Here is a 15,177-nt window from a genome sequence, read left to right on the forward strand (position 1 = left end):
GATGACCACTCTCACCGCGAGCCGCGGTGGCTCGTCCCGGCGCCGGGGTACCCGGCGCCGGGACGAGGTGACCTTCTGGCTCTTCGTCGGCCCCTTCGTGCTGGGCCTGTTCATCTTCACGCTGCTCCCGATCATCTGGAGCCTCGTCCTCAGCCTGTTCGACGCGCGGGGCACCGTCTACCCGACGAGCTTCACGGGCATCCAGAACTACATCGACTTCCTCACCGACCCGGAGTTCCTGGGCAGCCTGGGCACCTTCGCCCTGTTCACGCTGTTCATCGTGCCGGTGACGCTGGCGTGCTCTCTCGGGCTCGCGCTGCTGGTGAACCGGCTGCCGCACGGTGCCGGGTTCTTCCGCACCGTGATCTTCCTGCCGACCGCCTGCTCCTACGTGGTGGCGTCGCTGATCTGGAAGCTCGGCATCTTCAACGGCCTCGAGTCGAGCCTCGCGAACCAGGTGCTCGGCGCGTTCGGCATCCCGCCGATCTACGCGTGGCTGACCGAGTTCCCGCTGTTCTGGATCCTCCTCGTGTCGGTCCGTCTCTGGCTGCAGATCGGCTTCTACATGCTGCTGTTCTCGGCGGCGCTCCAGCGCGTGCCCGAGCAGCTGTACGAGGCCGCGTCGATCGACGGCGTGCGCAGCAGCTGGCGCATGTTCTGGTCGGTGACCTGGCCGCAGCTCCGCTCGACGTCGAGCGCCGTGCTGCTGCTCCTGCTCATCGCCGGCTTCCAGGCGTTCGACGAGTTCTACAACATCGTCGGCCAGGGGCCGACGGCGCGCCCGCCGCTGGTCTACCTGTACACCCGCGCGTTCGGGCAGCAGGACTTCGGCCACGGCTCCGCCGGCGCGCTCATCCTGACGTTGATCATGGTCATCGTCGCGCTCGCCCAGAACCGCTTCATCGGGTTCGGCGCCAACGACGAGGACTCCCCGCGCCGCAAGGCGCGCCGTGAGAAGAAGGTGGTGGCCGGATGACCGCGACAGTCGAGACGCCGGCACCGGCGTCGATCCGGGCCGACGTGCCCAGGAAGGCGCGCGGCGCCCACTACCGTGGGCCGCTTCGTCCGTCGGGCCCCGGCCTGACGGTGCGCTACGTGATCCTCGGCATCGTCACGGTGCTGTTCCTGATCCCGTTCTGGGTGCTGCTGAAGTTCGCGTTCACCACGAACGACAAGGTGAGCTCGCCCGAGTTCATCGTGTTCCCGATCCCGCCGCAGTTCGGCAACATCGTCACGGTCGTGACCGATCCGGCGTTCCAGGCGGCGCTGTTCGGCTCGCTCGTGATGGCGATCACCACGACCGCGCTGACCCTCGTCATCGCGGCCTTCGCCGGGTACGGACTGGCGCGCGTGCCGGGCAGGCTCTCGAACGTCGTGTTCGCGATCGTGCTGCTCGTGCTGATGGTGCCGTCGGCGACGACGTTCATCCCGAACTACATCATCGTCGCGAGCCTCGGCTGGGTCGGCACGCTGCAGGGTCTGATCGTGCCGACGCTGTTCGCCGCGTTCACGGTGTTCCTGTTCCGCCAGGCGTTCCTGAACTTCCCCCGGGAGCTCGAGGAGGCCGGCAAGCTCGACGGACTGCGCCACTTCGGCGTGTTCCTCCGCATCGTGATGCCGAACCAGGCCGCGTTCACCGCATCGCTCGCGGTGCTCGGGTTCGTGGGCAGCTGGAACGCGTTCCTCTGGCCGCTCGTCATCTCGGGCGACGGCTTCGGGGTCACGACGCTGCAGGTGTACCTGTCGACGTTCCTCACGGCGCAGACCTTCGACTACACGGGCCTGTTCACGGCCGCGCTGCTGTCGATGATCCCGCTCATCATCGTCTTCTTCACGCTGCAGCGGTTCCTCGTCCGCGGCATCGCGGAGACCGGGATGACCGGCTGACGCACCGCCGCAGCCGGAGCCAGCAGACGGCCGGTTCCCGGACCTCCCGATCGGTCCGGGAGCCGGCCGTCTCGCATCCGCGACGACGACGTCGACAGGAACGCGACCGCGTGCGTGCGCGGTCCGGAGTGGATGGTGCGGGATGACCGCGAAGACTCGTAAGGCACCCTCGGCGGAGCGCCCGGCGACGACGGGATTGGTATCGCTACCATCCGACGCTCCGGGGCCCCGCGGGGACACTAGTGTGACTCCCGTGAGCACCACGGAGGATCGCGCGGCAGAGCCGATCCGACGACGTGCCCGACGCACCCCGTCGCTCGCCGACGTGGCGCGCGAGGCGGGCGTGGCCCCGATCACGGCGAGCCGGGTCGCCAACGGCGCCGGCAACGTCGAGGAGTCCACCCGGCTGCGGGTGCTCGACACCATGGGCCGGCTCGGCTACCGCCCGAACCTCGCGGCGCGGGCGCTCGCGACCGGTCGCTTCCAGTCCATCGGCGTGCTCACCTCCGGCATGCGCTCGCCGGGCAACATGTGGACGATCAGCGAGATCGTGACCACCGCCGCGGAGCGCGGCTACACCGTGACGCTCCTCCCCTTCGAGCTGCACGGCGACACGATCGTCAACGCGTACGACCGGCTCGGCCACGAGGGCGTCGACGGCGCGATCATCATCGCGGAGCGGCGGATGGACGACGAGAGCGTCATCACCCTGCCGCCGGGCGTGCCGGTGATCTTCGTCGACTCCGGCGGCGGCGACGACTACACGATCGTCGACAGCGATCAGGCCGGGGGAGCGCGCCTCGCGACCGAGCACCTGCTGTCGCTCGGGCACCGCACCGTGCACCACATCGCCGGTCCGCGGGAGTCGTTCGCGGCGACGCGGCGCCTCGAGGAGTGGCGCCGCACGCTCGAGGAGCACGGCCGGCCGGTGCCGGAGCCGATCTCCGGCGACTGGAGCAGCCGCTCGGCTTCCGCGATCGCCGACCGCTTCGTCGACGACGGGGCCACCGCGGTCTTCGTCGCGAACGACCGGATGGCCTTCGGCTTCCTCCGCCGGCTGCACGAGCTCGGCATCGATGTGCCGGGTGAGGTGAGCGTCGTCGGCTTCGACGACGAGCCGGACACCGACGTGCACTGGCCCGCGCTGACGACGGTGCGCCAGTCGTTCGAGCAGGTGGGCCGCGTCGCGATCGAGACGCTGCTCCAGCGCATCTCCGGCGGCGACGCGCAGCCGCGCCGGCTCATGGTGCCCGTCGAGCTCGTCATCCGCGAGAGCACGGCCCCGCCGCCGGTCTGAACCCCCGGCACCCCCGTCGGCTGAGGAGGCGCGCCAGCGCCGTCTCGAAGCCCCGCCCGTCTGAGCGTCAGTCGAGCAGCGCGAGCCGCTCGAACGCGGTCACCAGCCCGGCGAGATCCGGGCCCGGGATGACGAGGTCGGCGTGCGCGAGCACGCGCGGGTCCGCGCCCTCGACGACCACGGCGGTGCCCGCGTGCTCGAGCATCTCGAGGTCGTTGAGGCCGTCGCCGATCGCGATGCTCGCGGAGCGGTCGAGTCCGAGCCGGGCGAGCACCAGGTCGATCCCGACGCCCTTGTTCGCGTCGGCGAGGTGCAGTTCGCCCGCGTGGCCCTCGAGCCCGACGATCGAGTTCGGCACGACGCCGATCTCCGGGCCGGCGGCGTCCGCGATGTCGGCGACCGGCACCGGACTGTCGAACACGGTGATCTTGGCGAACGGCACGTCGAGGTCGTCCGTCTCGCGCAGCCGGTCGCCGATGTCGGCGAGGATGCGGTGGCTGGCGCCGTCGCCGATCGCATCGAACGAGGCCGTCAGGCGCGCGAGCCCGCCGGTCGGGGCGACGATCTCGTCCCGCGCCTCCAGGATGAACAGGGCGTCGAGCTCGACGAGCCGGGCGACGAGCGGCGCGGCCAGCTCGCGCGGGAACGTCCGGTCGAGCAGCACCTCGCCGTCGACCTCGGCGTAGCAGCCGGCGCTGCCCACCATCCCGTCGAAGCCGATCGACAGCAGCTCGTCGTTGAGCATCGAGCGCGGGCGGCCGGTCGCCAGCAGCACGCGGTGCCCGGCCGAGCGCACGGCGCGCACCGCCTCCACGTGCTCCGCAGGCACGACGCCGCGGTGGGCCAGCGTGCCGTCGATGTCGAGGAACAGGATGCGGGGCTCGGGCGGCACGCTCCGATCCTAGGAGCGCTGACGAACGCTCCCGCGCGCCCCGTCAGCCGAGCGGGATGCGCGCGCCGCCGGCCGCGACCGACTCGCGGGCGGCCAGCCCGAGCCGCAGCGCGAGCCGCACCTCGCTCCACGGCACCACCGGTTCGGCGGCGCCGTCGATGAGCGCGAGCAGGTGCCGCGCCTGCAGCTCGAACGGATCCGCGTCCGCCACCGGCACGGTCCGCTCGCCGTCCGCATCCCGGAGCGTCAGCGCTGCGCCGCCGTCGCCGGACGTGAGCTCGAGTGCGCCCTCGGTGCCCCAGACCCGGAGCCCGGCGGCGAACGGGCTGCCCGACGGGAGCGGACGGCCGATCACGACGTGGCCGCTCGCGCCCGAGGTCAGTTCGACGTCGAGACCGGTGAGGTCGATGCCGGCCGTCCGGCGCGCGGTGACCGCCGTCGGCGTGCCGAGCAGGCCGACGAGCTGATCGAGCTCGTGGATGCCGAGATCGAGCAGCATGCCGCCCGAGCTCGACTCGTCGAGCATCCAAGCGGCCTGGCCGTCCGCGGCGCCGACGCGACTCGACTGCAGCGCGATCGGGGCGCCGAGCGCGCCCGCGTGCACGAGGTCCGCCGCGGCCCGGTGCGCCGGGAAGAAGCGGAGCACCTGCGCGGCGAGCAGCACCCGGCCGGCGTCGACGGCGGCGGCCGCGATCCGGTCCGCATCGGCGATCGTCAGCGCGACGGGCTTCTCGAGCAGCACGTGGCGACCCGCCTCGAGCGCACGGACGGCGAGGTCCGGATGCGTCGGCGTCGGCGTCGCGACGGTCACGATCGCCACGTCCGGATCGGCCAGCGCGTCGCCGAGATCGGTCACGACGTGGGCGCCCGGGGCGTCGTCGAGTCCGGGGCCGGGCGACGTCGCCACCACGTAGCGCACCTCGGCGCCGATGGCGGCCCAGGCGCGGGCGTGGTCGCGGGCGATCGTGCCGCGGCCGGCGAGGGCGACGACGGTCATGCCGTCGCCCCGAGCCGGTCGATGGCCGCTCGCGCCGCGAGGACGAGCGCCGGGTCGACCGTGAAGCGGCGGAGTCCGCCGTCCGCGCCGAGCGGCACCCCGGTCGCCGCGTCGGCCTCGCGCTTCGCCGAGAGGTGCACGGCGGCGACGCCCGCGTCCGCGAGCCCCGGGATGTCGTCCGCCGTGACCCCGGCCCCTGCCATGATCCGCACGCCGCCGGGGAGTGCGGACATCCGCCGCAGCGCCGCCACGCCGTCCCGCGCCGCGGCGGCCCCGCCGGAGCTGAGCACGCGGTCGATGCCGAGCGCCGAGGCGGCCGCCGCGGCCGCGACGGGGTCGGCGGCGAGGTCCACGGCGCGGTGGAGCGTGACCGCGGCGTCCGCGCGGGACGCGAGGGCGGACTCCCGCAGCTGCGAGACGGCCGCGACGTCGAGCGCCCGGTCGCCGGTCAGCGCGCCGATCACGACGCCGCGCGCGCCGGCCGAGATCGCACGGGCCGCGTCGCGCGCCATGACGTCGAGCTCGTCGTCGTCGTAGTCGAAGCCGCCGGGGCGGCAGCGGATGAGCACGTGCGTCTCCGCTCCGGTCGCCACCGCCGCCTCGACCGCGGCGATCGAGGGCGTGAGGCCGCCGAGCTCGAGCGCGCTGCTCAGCTCGACGCGGTCCGCGCCCGCACCGATCGCCGCGCGGACGTCCGCCGTCGACGCGACCGCGATCTCGAGCTCGAGGCGCGCCGTCATGGGCCCAGTATGGCGGGGCGGCATCGGCCTCCCAGTATGGTGCGGGGAGCCCGCGTCGAGGCGGGCGGATGACGGAGCGGCATGGACGAGGCGCACGACCCGGTCGGGGTGCTCGCCGAGCGGGTGCGCGCGCTGGCAGGGCGCACGGACGGCCGGCTGCTGCTCGGCATCGCCGGCAGCCCGGGCGGCGGCAAGACGACCCTGGCCCGGACGCTCGTGGAGCGGCTCGGCGCGGATGCCGTGGCCGTGCCGATGGACGGCTTCCACCTCGCGAACTCGACCCTCGACCGGCTCGGGCGCCACGACCGCAAGGGCGCGATCGACACGTTCGACGGCGCGGGGTTCGCGGCGCTCGTCGCACGGCTGCGCACCGAGCTCGACGCGACCGTCTACGCGCCGGCGTTCGAGCGGACCGTCGACGAGCCCGTCGCCGGCTCGATCGCGGTCGAGCCGCACCACCGCATCGCCGTGATCGAGGGCAACTACCTGCTGGTCGACGCCGAGCCGTGGCGCGGCGCGGCCCGGCTGCTCGGCGAGCGCTGGTTCTGCGCGACCCCGGATGCCGACCGGCTCGCGCGGCTCGTCGACCGGCACATCCGCCACGGCCGCACGCGCACCGCGGCAGAGGCCTGGGCGCGCGACGTCGACGGCGCGAACGCCGTGCTCATCGAGGCGACGCGCGAGCGAGCGGACCTCGTCGTCTCCGGCCTGGACTCGCGCATCCTGTCGTCCCGCTGACGCCGCCACCCGACTCGCGGCCGCCTGCCGGATCTCCCAGGCGCTCCCCGGTTTCGCCGGTAGAATCAGCGGTCGACTGCGCCCATCCCGAGTGCCGCCGGCCGCCCGCGCCGCATCGCTCCCCTCGACCCGAGGCAGATACGCCATGACCGACAGCCCCCGCCGTCCCGGCCGCACCCCGCGTGCGTCCGTGCGACACGGCGCGCGCCCGCGTCGCGGCGTCGTCCGCGGCATCCTCGCGTTCCTGGGCATCACGGCCGCGGTCTCGCTCGTGGCGGGCGCCTCGGTCGCCGCGATCGCCGTCTGGCGCATCGGCGACGAGGTGAAGCACAACGCGGTCGACATCGGCGGCGCGAGCAAGGCCATCGCACCCTCGATCGGCGCCTACGACGGCGGGTTCAACATCCTCGTGGTCGGCGTCGACAACGACCCGACGCAGAGCGCCGCCCAGTACGGCAAGCGCGGCGGTGCGACGCTCAACGACGTCAACATCCTGCTGCACGTTTCGGCCGACCATCAGAGCGCGACCGCGGTCAGCATCCCGCGCGACATGATCCTGCCCTTCCCGTCCTGCACGAGCGAGGACGGCAAGCACAAGTCGGCCGCGGCGACCGGCCTCGCGCTGAACACGGCCTACTCCTACGGCGGGCTGAAGTGCGTCGTCGACGTGGTGGAGAAGGCCAGCGGCCTGGAGATCGGCTTCGCCGGCGTGATCACCTTCGACGGCGTCGTGAAGATGTCGGATGCGGTCGGCGGCGTCGACGTGTGCGTCGACAAGGCGATCAAGGACCCGTACACCGGCCTCGACCTCCCGGCCGGCCACTCGGTGATCCAGGGCGCGACCGCGGCGGCGTTCGTCCGCTCGCGCCACGGCGTCGGCGACGGCAGCGACCTCGGTCGCATCAGCTCGCAGCAGGTGTTCATGTCGGCCCTCGTGCGCAAGCTCAAGGACGAGGGCACCCTCGGCGATGTGCCGGCCCTGTTCAAGATCGCGCAGACCGCGTCGACCAGCATGAAGCTCTCCACCTCGCTCGCCGATGTCACGACGATGGTGTCGGTGGCGCGGGCGCTGAAGGACATCCCGCTCGAGAAGGTCGTCTTCGTGCAGTATCCGGGCAGCACCGGCGGCACGGGCATCTACGCCGGCAAGGTGCAGCCGAACACTCAGCTCGCGTCGAAGATGTGGTCGGCCCTCAAGGCCGACACCCCGATCGCCCTCGACTCGAAGGCGGTCGGCGAGGCCGGCGGATCCGAGCTGGATCCGACCGCGACGGGCGCACCCACCACGCCGGCGACCACGGGCTCGCCTTCGACCACTCCGACCGACGCGGCATCCGGTTCGGCGGGCGTCATCTCCGGCCTCAAGGGCCAGAACGCATCGCAGCAGACCTGCGCGAAGGCCTACTCGGGCTGATCCGGTCGCACGCCCGGCTGACGCGTTCGGTCCTGGCGGTCGGCTCGGCTATCATTGCCGAGGCATCAGCCAGGAGACGTCGCATAGTCCGGTCGAGTGCACCACCCTGCTAAGGTGGAGTCCCCGCAAGGGGACCAGGGGTTCAAATCCCCTCGTCTCCGCAGTAAAAGTCCTGATCACAGGCGTTTTCTTCCGGCCGCGTGAGGCGTTCTGCCCTAATTCGCCCCCTGCGCACATGACCTGTTCCGTCGTCGTGATCGGGCCGCGCTCCCTGTGATGATGACGCGCTGACGGCAGTGCCTCTCGATTCCTGCCTCTCCGGTCAAGGTCGTGACCCAGCATCCGGTCGTCGAGCGCTACGGTCAGCCTATGGAGGCCGGCATCGAGCACCTGGTCGGGATCGGGAGCGCGCTCGTCTCTGTGATGCTGTTCGGCGTCGCGTTGGCCTGGGTCTGGGCGAACCGCGCCTGGCTGATGCCCTTCTGGCGCAAGCAGACAGCCGACATCTGGGGAGAAGGCGCCGCGACGACCTTCGATCGAGATCCCGACTCGCTGCGATCCACCATGTGGGCAGGCGCCGTGTTCACGGCGTGCGCGATCTTCATCCTGGGGTGGGCGTTCGTCGATCAGCTTCTCGAGGTCCTCGCCTGACCCGAGGACTGGCGTCTTGCCTGCTTCAACCGAGGCGGCGCAGCCCGAACCGCCCGGCGTCGACGAGGTGCTCGTCGTCCGACGCCGCGAGTCGCTTGAACAGCCCACGCGCCTCGATCGCCTTTAGGCAGGCAGCAGTATCGACTTCTTCTTCACCCGTGACGTCGTGGAGATCACCCTGCCGGCGATGCCGCCGACCCTGTTCGAGCGATGAGCCGCACCTGCTGTGCAGGTGATTCGACGAGGTGGAGTCCCGGACCGTGGTCGGACGGTGGGGCGTCGACGTCCTACGCGTCGCTGCCGCCCGGCCGGACCACGATGGCGTCAGGTTTCCGATTGTCTCGTTCCCGTTCCCGTTCCCGTTCCCGTTCCCGTTCCCGTCCCGGGCCGATACGCTCCGGCTAGGAGACGAGTCCCCGACCCGAACGTGGAGGCCCGCCGTGTCGTTCCGTGCCGATCATCCAGTGGTGACGGCGCTCGCCGTGGTCGCAAGCGTGGTGACGATTGTGATGGGCGTGGTGACGCTGGGGCCCATGGCGCACGACGCGCTGCAGGTCCAGCCGGAACCCGACCCGACGCCGACGGCGTACGGCGGACCCGCCACCCAGTTCGCCGTGAAGTTCGGACCCATGTCCGGTCGGGGGAGCTTCAGCGAGCTCGCCGACGGCACCAAGGTCATCTCGCGGCCGAGCGCACAGGCGACCGCCGGCGCGTACATCTCCTGGTCCTCCACCCACAGCGACGGCACTGCAGCAAAGGACGGTTGCGACATCACCGTCACCGTCACCAGCGCGGCCGGGGCAGCGCCGGGACAGACCTCGCCGTGGTGCGACACGACCGGATACGGGATGGGTGTCCGCTTCGACCGGCTCCCGCCCGGCGAGTACACGGTCACGGTGACGGATCGCGGCCTCGGCGGCGGAACCTCCACCGGGCGGTTCAGCGTCGTGTGAGTGCCGCACGCCTTCCGGTAATCCTCCAACGTTGCGATCCCAGTGTCTCTGGCAATCCGTGATCACGTCGCCGCGGGCTGAAGGCTGATCTGTGCCCGGGTTTCTATCCCCTCGTCTCCGCTCGATGGAAGCCCCGGTTCACCAGGGATTTCGTGCGCTTTCGGGAAATCGGGTTCGGGTCGTGCCCTCCGGACCTCGCAAGACGACCGCCTCGCGTTGGGCGCGTACTGGTCACGAGCTGCATCCCCATCGGACGGGCCTGCCGTTTCCAGCTCGCGGGCGACCGCCGCGCAGGATGTCCCTCCGGACTGGACCCTGACACTCCTGCTGCTCGCCGGCGTCATGGCGACGGCGCTGCTGTTGGCCTCCTGAAGCGGATCGGCCCTCCGGGCAGTCGGTTGTTCGAGCCGCTCGCCGGCTCGGCAGAGTTGCGAGACCTGCCGCGCCGCGGGAGTGCGGAGTCAGCGATTCCGGAGAACCGCCGAGAGGGCGTCCTCGAGCACGGCGGCCTCGACGTCGGGCTCGAGTCGGGAGGCGGGGATGACCCGCTCATAGGAGAGCCCGTCGATCACGGTCACGAGCAGTCGCGCCGACCGCTCCTCGGACCCCCCGGCGACAGCGCCCTCGTGCGACAGGACGCGCAGCCACCCGACGATCTGCCGCCTCGTCTGGATCACGGACGAGAACCACCCGGCGCGGGCCTCGGCGTTCGCCGACGACCCGAAGACGGAGGAAATGGCCGCGATCCAGGGGTCCAGCGGGGACTCCGGGGCGTGGGGCGGCGGGAGGAGCTGGAGGAGGCATTCCCGGAGCCTCTCCCGCGCGGGCACGCTGCTGTCGTGAATCCGCAGGTCTCCCGCCGAGCCCTCGAAGAACGACTCGTAGACCACCTCGTAGAGCAATGCCTGAGTGGGGAAATGGTGGCGGAGGGTGCTCGGCCCGACGCCCGCACGTCGGGCGACAGCGCGAACAGAGAGCGTGGTGTGAGGATCCTCGCTCAGCATCGAACGCGCCGCGGCGATGATCTGCCGCCGTCGTTCATCGGCCATCGATCGTTCTCCTCTCCTCCGCTGAATCGTACGGGGCGTCGAGTCGCACCCCACCGCGATCCTCTGGGGTGTGGCACACTGTACCGGTACGACGTGCCACGATGCGAAGAGCTCGCGTCCCCCTCCGTTCTCCCCGTCCGTCCGCAGCCGAAAGGTGGTCTCCTCCATGTCCGTGCTCACCGCTCCTCTCGACCTCGCCCGAACCCACCGGCGCGGTCTCCTCGTCCTCAGCGCGACGTACTTGGGCCTGTTCCTCTTCGGCATCCTGCTCACGGTCCTGATCCCCGAGCTGCGTCCTGGCGGACTCGGGGCGCTGCAGGGCGACCCTGCGGCGGGAGGCCTCGGACAGGTCATCGCCGACTCCTACCGCAGCGGCAACGTGGCGCTGGCCGCGGTCGTGACCCTGGCGGTCAACCTCTTCTCCGCCTCGCTGTTGCAGACCACGTTGCCGACCCTGATCGTCCCGTTCCTCGGTGTCGTCATCACGATGATCCGCGGACTGTCCTGGGGCATCCTCTTCACTCCGGCGGGCGCCGAGGACGCGACGTTCCTCATCCACTGGGTCACCCTGCTGATCGAGGGCGCCGCATATGTGCTGGTCGGATTCGCCGCATGGGTGCACGGACGGGTGTTCCTGCAGCCCGCCGCATACGGCATCCGATCCCGCGGCGCGGGCTACGGCGCGGGGCTCCGTGCCACCCTGAAGATCTACATCTGGGTGATCGCCCTGCTCATCATCGGCGCGGTGTACGAGGCCGTGACCGTGATCTTCGTGATCGCCTGATCGCCTCGGCGCCTGTGCCCTCCGCGGGACGTCAGGCGATCAGCCTCATCGGCTCGGGCGTGTTGCAGTCATCGCCGTCGTCGGGTGACTTCGGGCGCATCGTGGCGGCGCCTGCGGTGTCTGAGCCCGCTCGCGTAGTGCTCGGAGGACGCAGCGACGACGCGGGATGGCCGACCCGCCGACCGAACTGCGACTCCGAGCCGATAGTCCAGGTCCGAGCGCCCACCCGCACCCGCACCCGCGATCCGGCGCCCGCACCCTCGAGGTCTATCCGGACGCGCCGAGCGCGGCGGGAAGCCATCGACGCAGGATCCCCGCCAGCTCTCCGGGCGCCTCGTGGATGAGCGCGTGGCCGACATCGTCGAGCACCTCCACCTCCGCGTGCGGGTACTGCGATGCCAGGCGCTCCGAGTTGGCGAAACCGACTACGCCGTCGCGTCTCCCGGCGATGAGGAGCACCGGCCCGGTGAACGACGCGGGATCGATGTCGAGCGACCACCGGCCGAAGATCCGCTCCATGGCCGCCTCGTCGACCGCCGCTGCGCCAGGCTGAACGCGGTCGCGGTAGAGCTCTGCGGTGCGAGCGGTGCGGACCACGAAGTAGTCATGGAACGCCGCGAGCTGGTCCGCGTCGAGCGCGCCCTTCGCTGAGCCGTCGTCGACGACCACCTGACCCGGCGGCACTCCCTCCGCCCCGGATCCTGCCGTGCAGATGAGGACGAGCGCTCGGACGCCGTGCGGACGCCGGGTGGCGATCGCCTGGGCGAGGTACGCGCCATAGGAGTGGCCGATGATGATCGGCGGCTCGAGGAGGAGCTCGTCCATGAGACGTTCGATCGTCGAGACGACATCCGAATTCGAGGAGATGCCCTCGGCTGAAGAGCTGCCCATTCCGGGCAGGTCGACGTAGTCGCGCTGGCACTGGTCGAGGACGCCCAGATCCTCGAGCGCCCGCATCAGCTCGCGGTGGTCGACTCCGGCGCCGTGCAGGGCGAGCACGGGTGCTCCCGATCCCAGGCGGACGTGGAACACGCCCTCGATGCGCGCGCTCACCGCCGCCTACGCCGTGCCGCGCACGAGCAGATGGGGCTCGAACAGCGTGAGCGTGTGCTGGTGTGCCGACCCCTCGGCCAGCTCGGCGAGCAGCAGGTCGACTGCGGCGTCGCCCATCGCGCGCTTCGGCTGGCCGACCGTGGTGAGCGGCAGCTCGCCATCGCCGGACAGCGAGAGGTCGCCGTAGCCGACGACGGCGGCGTCATCCGGCACCGCGACGCCGGCGGCGGCCAGCCCGCGGATGACGCCGACGGCCAGCTGGTCGTTGGTGCAGAAGATGCGCCGGGGTGCGCCCTCCGCGGCGATCCGCCTGCCGATCTCGATGCCCGACTCGATGGTCATGGCGTCGGTCTCGTACTCGACGATGGCATCGGGATCGCGTCCGGCCGCGAGCATCGCGTCACGCGCGCCGTCACGGCGGTCGGCGCACTGCGGGATGGTGCGGCGGCCGTTGACCAGGGTGACGCGGTCGGCGTGCCCGACGAGGTGCTCGACGGCGAGCGCGCCGCCGAGCCGGTCGTCGACCGCGACGGAGCAGCTGACGCCCGGATCCGCGCGGCGGTCGACGAGGATCAGTCGCGAGCCGATCCGTCGCAGGATGCTGAGGCGGGAGTCGTCCGCGGTCAGCGGCACCACGAGGGCGCCCGCGGCGCGCTGCTCCGCGAGGGTGTCGAGCTGGCGGCGCTCCCGCGCGGGATCGTCGTGGCTGACGCAGAGCGCCACCGAGTAGCCGTGCCGATCCGCGGCATCCGAGACCGCGTCGACGATGGCGGCGTAGAAGGGGTTGACCACGTCCGGCACCACCAGACCGAGGAGGCGGTTGAACCCGGTGCGCAGGGCTGCGGCGGCGCGGTTCGGCGAGAAGTCGAGCTCGCGGATCGCCGCCTCGACCTTGTCGCGGGTGCGCTGAGTGACCATCTCGGGGCGGTTGATGGTGTTGGACACGGTCGCGGTCGACACGCCGGCGAGGCGCGCGACCGCGGCCAGACCGAGATCGTCGCCACCTGCCACGAACGTCAGTGAACCACGCCGCAGAGCTACCCGCAGGACCGCGAGCCGTCCTCCGCCGATCGGTTGACAAGCCGGGCGACCGCGTGCACTCTGGATTTTAATCGATTAAATCGAGCCCCGGCCGGCACCGACGTCGGACCCGGGATCACGTTGACAAGGGAGTGGACGTGCCTGCAACCATCCGCCGCATCGCCGTCGCGATCGGCGCACTCGCCATCGCGGCCACCGGCCTGACCGCCTGCACGACGGCGGGCGGGTCGGCGCCGACCGACACCCTCACGCTCGCCGTCGGCGGCCGCCCGCCGTCGCTCGATCCGGCGCTGCAGTCGAGCGCGGGCGACCTCATCTGGCGCTGGCACGCCGTCTACGACACGCTGCTCCGCTGCGATCAGGACGGCAAGGTGAACCCGGCCGCCGCGAAGAGCTACGAGATGAGCGACGACGCGACCACGCTCACGATGCACCTGCGCGACGGCATGACGTTCTCCGACGGCTCGCCGGTCGACGCGGCGGCCGTGAAGGCGTCCATCGCGCACATGCAGACCGGCGGCGGCAGCGACGCGGGCCGCGTGAAAGACCTCGCCATCACGACGCCCGACGACTCGACCGTCGTACTGACGGCCAAGGTGCCCACCGGGCAGCTGCCGACGTTCATGTGCTTCGCCCCCGGCATCGTCGCGAGCCCGAAGCAGCTCGAGAGCAAGAGCGTCGGCACCGACCCGATCAGCTCGGGCCCCTATGAGCTCGTGACCTCGAAGACCACCTCCGGGTCGGTGTACACGTACACGAAGCGCAAGGACTACTGGGACGCGAAGAACTACCCGTACCAGAACCTCGTGATCAAGGTGATGCCCGACGTGAACGCGCGGCTGAACGCCCTGCGGTCGAACGAGATCCAGGGCGCCGCGATCGATCAGTCGACGGCGGGACAGGCCGCCTCGTCCGGCCTCCACGTGCTCAAGCACCTCTCCGGCTGGCAGGGGCTCGTGATCGCGGACCGCGCCGGCGACACGGTGCCGGCGCTCGGCGACGTTCGCGTGCGCCAGGCCATCAACATGGTGTTCGACCGGAAGGCGATCGCCAAGGGCCTGTTCCAGGGCGATGCGACGCCGATCACGCAGATCTTCACGCCGAACGAGACCGCCTACGTGAAGGACCTCGACGCGAAGTACCCCTACGACGTCGAGAAGGCGAAGCAGCTCATGGCAGACGCCGGCTACGCGGACGGCTTCACGGTCCAGATCCCGAACCAGGCCAGCGATGACGGCAGCGCCAGCAAGGTGAACCCGATGATCGTGCAGCAGTTGAAGCTGCTGAACATCACGGTCGACCAGGTCACCATCTCCGGCCCGACGGCGCAGGACAAGATCCTGCGCGGCGACTTCCCGATGTTCCCGGTGGGGCTCGGCACCGCCGACTCGCTGTTCGACATCGTGCAGTCGCTGCAGCCGGACTCGATCTGGAACGTGCGCAAGACCGCGTCGCCCGAGCTGCAGCCGCTGCTCGACCAGGCGCAGACGCTGCAGGGCGACGAGGCCGACGAGAACTACCGGGCGATCAACGAGTACGTGGTCGATCAGGCCTGGTACGCGCCGTGGGTCGACACCTCGAGCTACTTTGCGCTGACGTCGAAGTCGATCTCGCCGACCCAGACCGACCAGTTCCACCTGATCCCGAACCTCTGGGACTTCCGCAAGTGACGTCCGGGTCG

General features: G+C 71.1%; 15 protein-coding genes and 1 tRNA gene. 10 read left to right on the forward strand and 6 right to left on the reverse strand.

Translation table 11 applies throughout. The features are described from left to right. Position 1: 1 nt before the first annotated feature. The 3 genes from AC1RSJ_RS01625 to AC1RSJ_RS01635 all read left to right on the forward strand — a co-directional run bounded on the left by AC1RSJ_RS01625 (position 2) and on the right by AC1RSJ_RS01635 (position 3,184). Positions 2 to 976, forward strand: coding sequence for a carbohydrate ABC transporter permease (locus tag AC1RSJ_RS01625; RefSeq protein ID WP_493116572.1), 975 nt, complete (start codon positions 2 to 4; stop codon positions 974 to 976). Next, complete coding sequence (locus AC1RSJ_RS01630; RefSeq protein ID WP_493116573.1) at positions 973 to 1,887, forward strand: carbohydrate ABC transporter permease; 915 nt, start codon at positions 973 to 975, stop codon at positions 1,885 to 1,887. Before AC1RSJ_RS01625 ends, AC1RSJ_RS01630 begins: the two co-directional genes overlap by 4 nt. Positions 1,888 to 2,140: 253 nt before the next feature. Further along, entirely contained in the window at positions 2,141 to 3,184 is a 1,044-nt protein-coding gene (locus tag AC1RSJ_RS01635) for a LacI family DNA-binding transcriptional regulator (protein WP_493116574.1), read from the forward strand. A gap of 67 nt (positions 3,185 to 3,251) precedes the next feature. Here the strand turns inward: AC1RSJ_RS01635 and AC1RSJ_RS01640 are convergent, their stop codons facing one another. From AC1RSJ_RS01640 to AC1RSJ_RS01650, 3 genes are read right to left on the reverse strand one after another with little or no spacing between them, the layout of a single operon-like run. Further along, positions 3,252 to 4,076, reverse strand: coding sequence for an HAD-IIB family hydrolase (locus tag AC1RSJ_RS01640; protein ID WP_493116575.1), 825 nt, complete (start codon positions 4,074 to 4,076; stop codon positions 3,252 to 3,254). A 43-nt stretch (positions 4,077 to 4,119) separates the two neighbouring features. Then, positions 4,120 to 5,073: a Gfo/Idh/MocA family protein gene (locus AC1RSJ_RS01645; protein WP_493116576.1), complete on the reverse strand. Its 954-nt coding sequence runs from the start codon at positions 5,071 to 5,073 to the stop codon at positions 4,120 to 4,122. Next, on the reverse strand, positions 5,070 to 5,813 hold the full coding sequence (locus AC1RSJ_RS01650) for a copper homeostasis protein CutC (RefSeq protein ID WP_493116577.1): 744 nt from the start codon (positions 5,811 to 5,813) through the stop codon (positions 5,070 to 5,072). The genes AC1RSJ_RS01645 and AC1RSJ_RS01650 overlap by 4 nt, the downstream gene beginning before the upstream one ends. An 81-nt stretch (positions 5,814 to 5,894) precedes the next feature. On the opposite strand from AC1RSJ_RS01650, the gene AC1RSJ_RS01655 reads away from it, so the two are divergent. The 5 genes from AC1RSJ_RS01655 (at position 5,895) to AC1RSJ_RS01675 (ending at position 9,569) form a co-directional block, all read left to right on the forward strand. Continuing rightward, on the forward strand, positions 5,895 to 6,551 hold the full coding sequence (locus AC1RSJ_RS01655; RefSeq protein ID WP_493116578.1) for a nucleoside/nucleotide kinase family protein: 657 nt from the start codon (positions 5,895 to 5,897) through the stop codon (positions 6,549 to 6,551). Positions 6,552 to 6,696: 145 nt separating this feature from the next. Then, positions 6,697 to 7,965 carry an LCP family protein gene (locus tag AC1RSJ_RS01660; protein ID WP_493116579.1) on the forward strand — a complete coding sequence of 423 codons (1,269 nt, stop codon included), beginning with the start codon at positions 6,697 to 6,699 and terminating at the stop codon, positions 7,963 to 7,965. A gap of 72 nt (positions 7,966 to 8,037) precedes the next feature. Next, a tRNA-Ser gene (locus tag AC1RSJ_RS01665) sits at positions 8,038 to 8,126 on the forward strand. A gap of 169 nt (positions 8,127 to 8,295) precedes the next feature. Next, a complete protein-coding gene (locus AC1RSJ_RS01670) occupies positions 8,296 to 8,616 on the forward strand; it encodes a hypothetical protein (protein ID WP_493116580.1) in 321 nt (106 codons plus the stop codon). A 467-nt stretch (positions 8,617 to 9,083) separates the two neighbouring features. Further along, complete coding sequence (locus AC1RSJ_RS01675) at positions 9,084 to 9,569, forward strand: hypothetical protein (RefSeq protein ID WP_493116581.1); 486 nt, start codon at positions 9,084 to 9,086, stop codon at positions 9,567 to 9,569. Between the two features lie 461 nt (positions 9,570 to 10,030). On the opposite strand, the gene AC1RSJ_RS01680 is transcribed toward AC1RSJ_RS01675, so the two are convergent. Then, positions 10,031 to 10,618, reverse strand: a complete 588-nt coding sequence (locus AC1RSJ_RS01680; protein ID WP_493116582.1) for a TetR/AcrR family transcriptional regulator — start codon at positions 10,616 to 10,618, stop codon at positions 10,031 to 10,033. 166 nt (positions 10,619 to 10,784) lie between these two features. Between AC1RSJ_RS01680 and AC1RSJ_RS01685 the strand changes: the two genes are divergently transcribed. Continuing rightward, a complete protein-coding gene (locus AC1RSJ_RS01685) occupies positions 10,785 to 11,402 on the forward strand; it encodes a hypothetical protein (protein WP_493116583.1) in 618 nt (205 codons plus the stop codon). A gap of 267 nt (positions 11,403 to 11,669) precedes the next feature. Here AC1RSJ_RS01685 and AC1RSJ_RS01690 read toward each other — a convergent pair whose 3' ends face one another. After that, entirely contained in the window at positions 11,670 to 12,455 is a 786-nt protein-coding gene (locus tag AC1RSJ_RS01690; protein ID WP_493116584.1) for an alpha/beta fold hydrolase, read from the reverse strand. A 6-nt stretch (positions 12,456 to 12,461) separates the two neighbouring features. Next, positions 12,462 to 13,466 carry a LacI family DNA-binding transcriptional regulator gene (locus AC1RSJ_RS01695; protein ID WP_493116585.1) on the reverse strand — a complete coding sequence of 335 codons (1,005 nt, stop codon included), beginning with the start codon at positions 13,464 to 13,466 and terminating at the stop codon, positions 12,462 to 12,464. A gap of 167 nt (positions 13,467 to 13,633) precedes the next feature. Between AC1RSJ_RS01695 and AC1RSJ_RS01700 the strand changes: the two genes are divergently transcribed. Continuing rightward, a complete protein-coding gene (locus AC1RSJ_RS01700) occupies positions 13,634 to 15,166 on the forward strand; it encodes an ABC transporter substrate-binding protein (protein WP_493116586.1) in 1,533 nt (510 codons plus the stop codon). Positions 15,167 to 15,177 lie beyond the last annotated feature (11 nt).

This window comes from Schumannella sp. GW821-FHT10F01 (assembly GCF_058809295.1).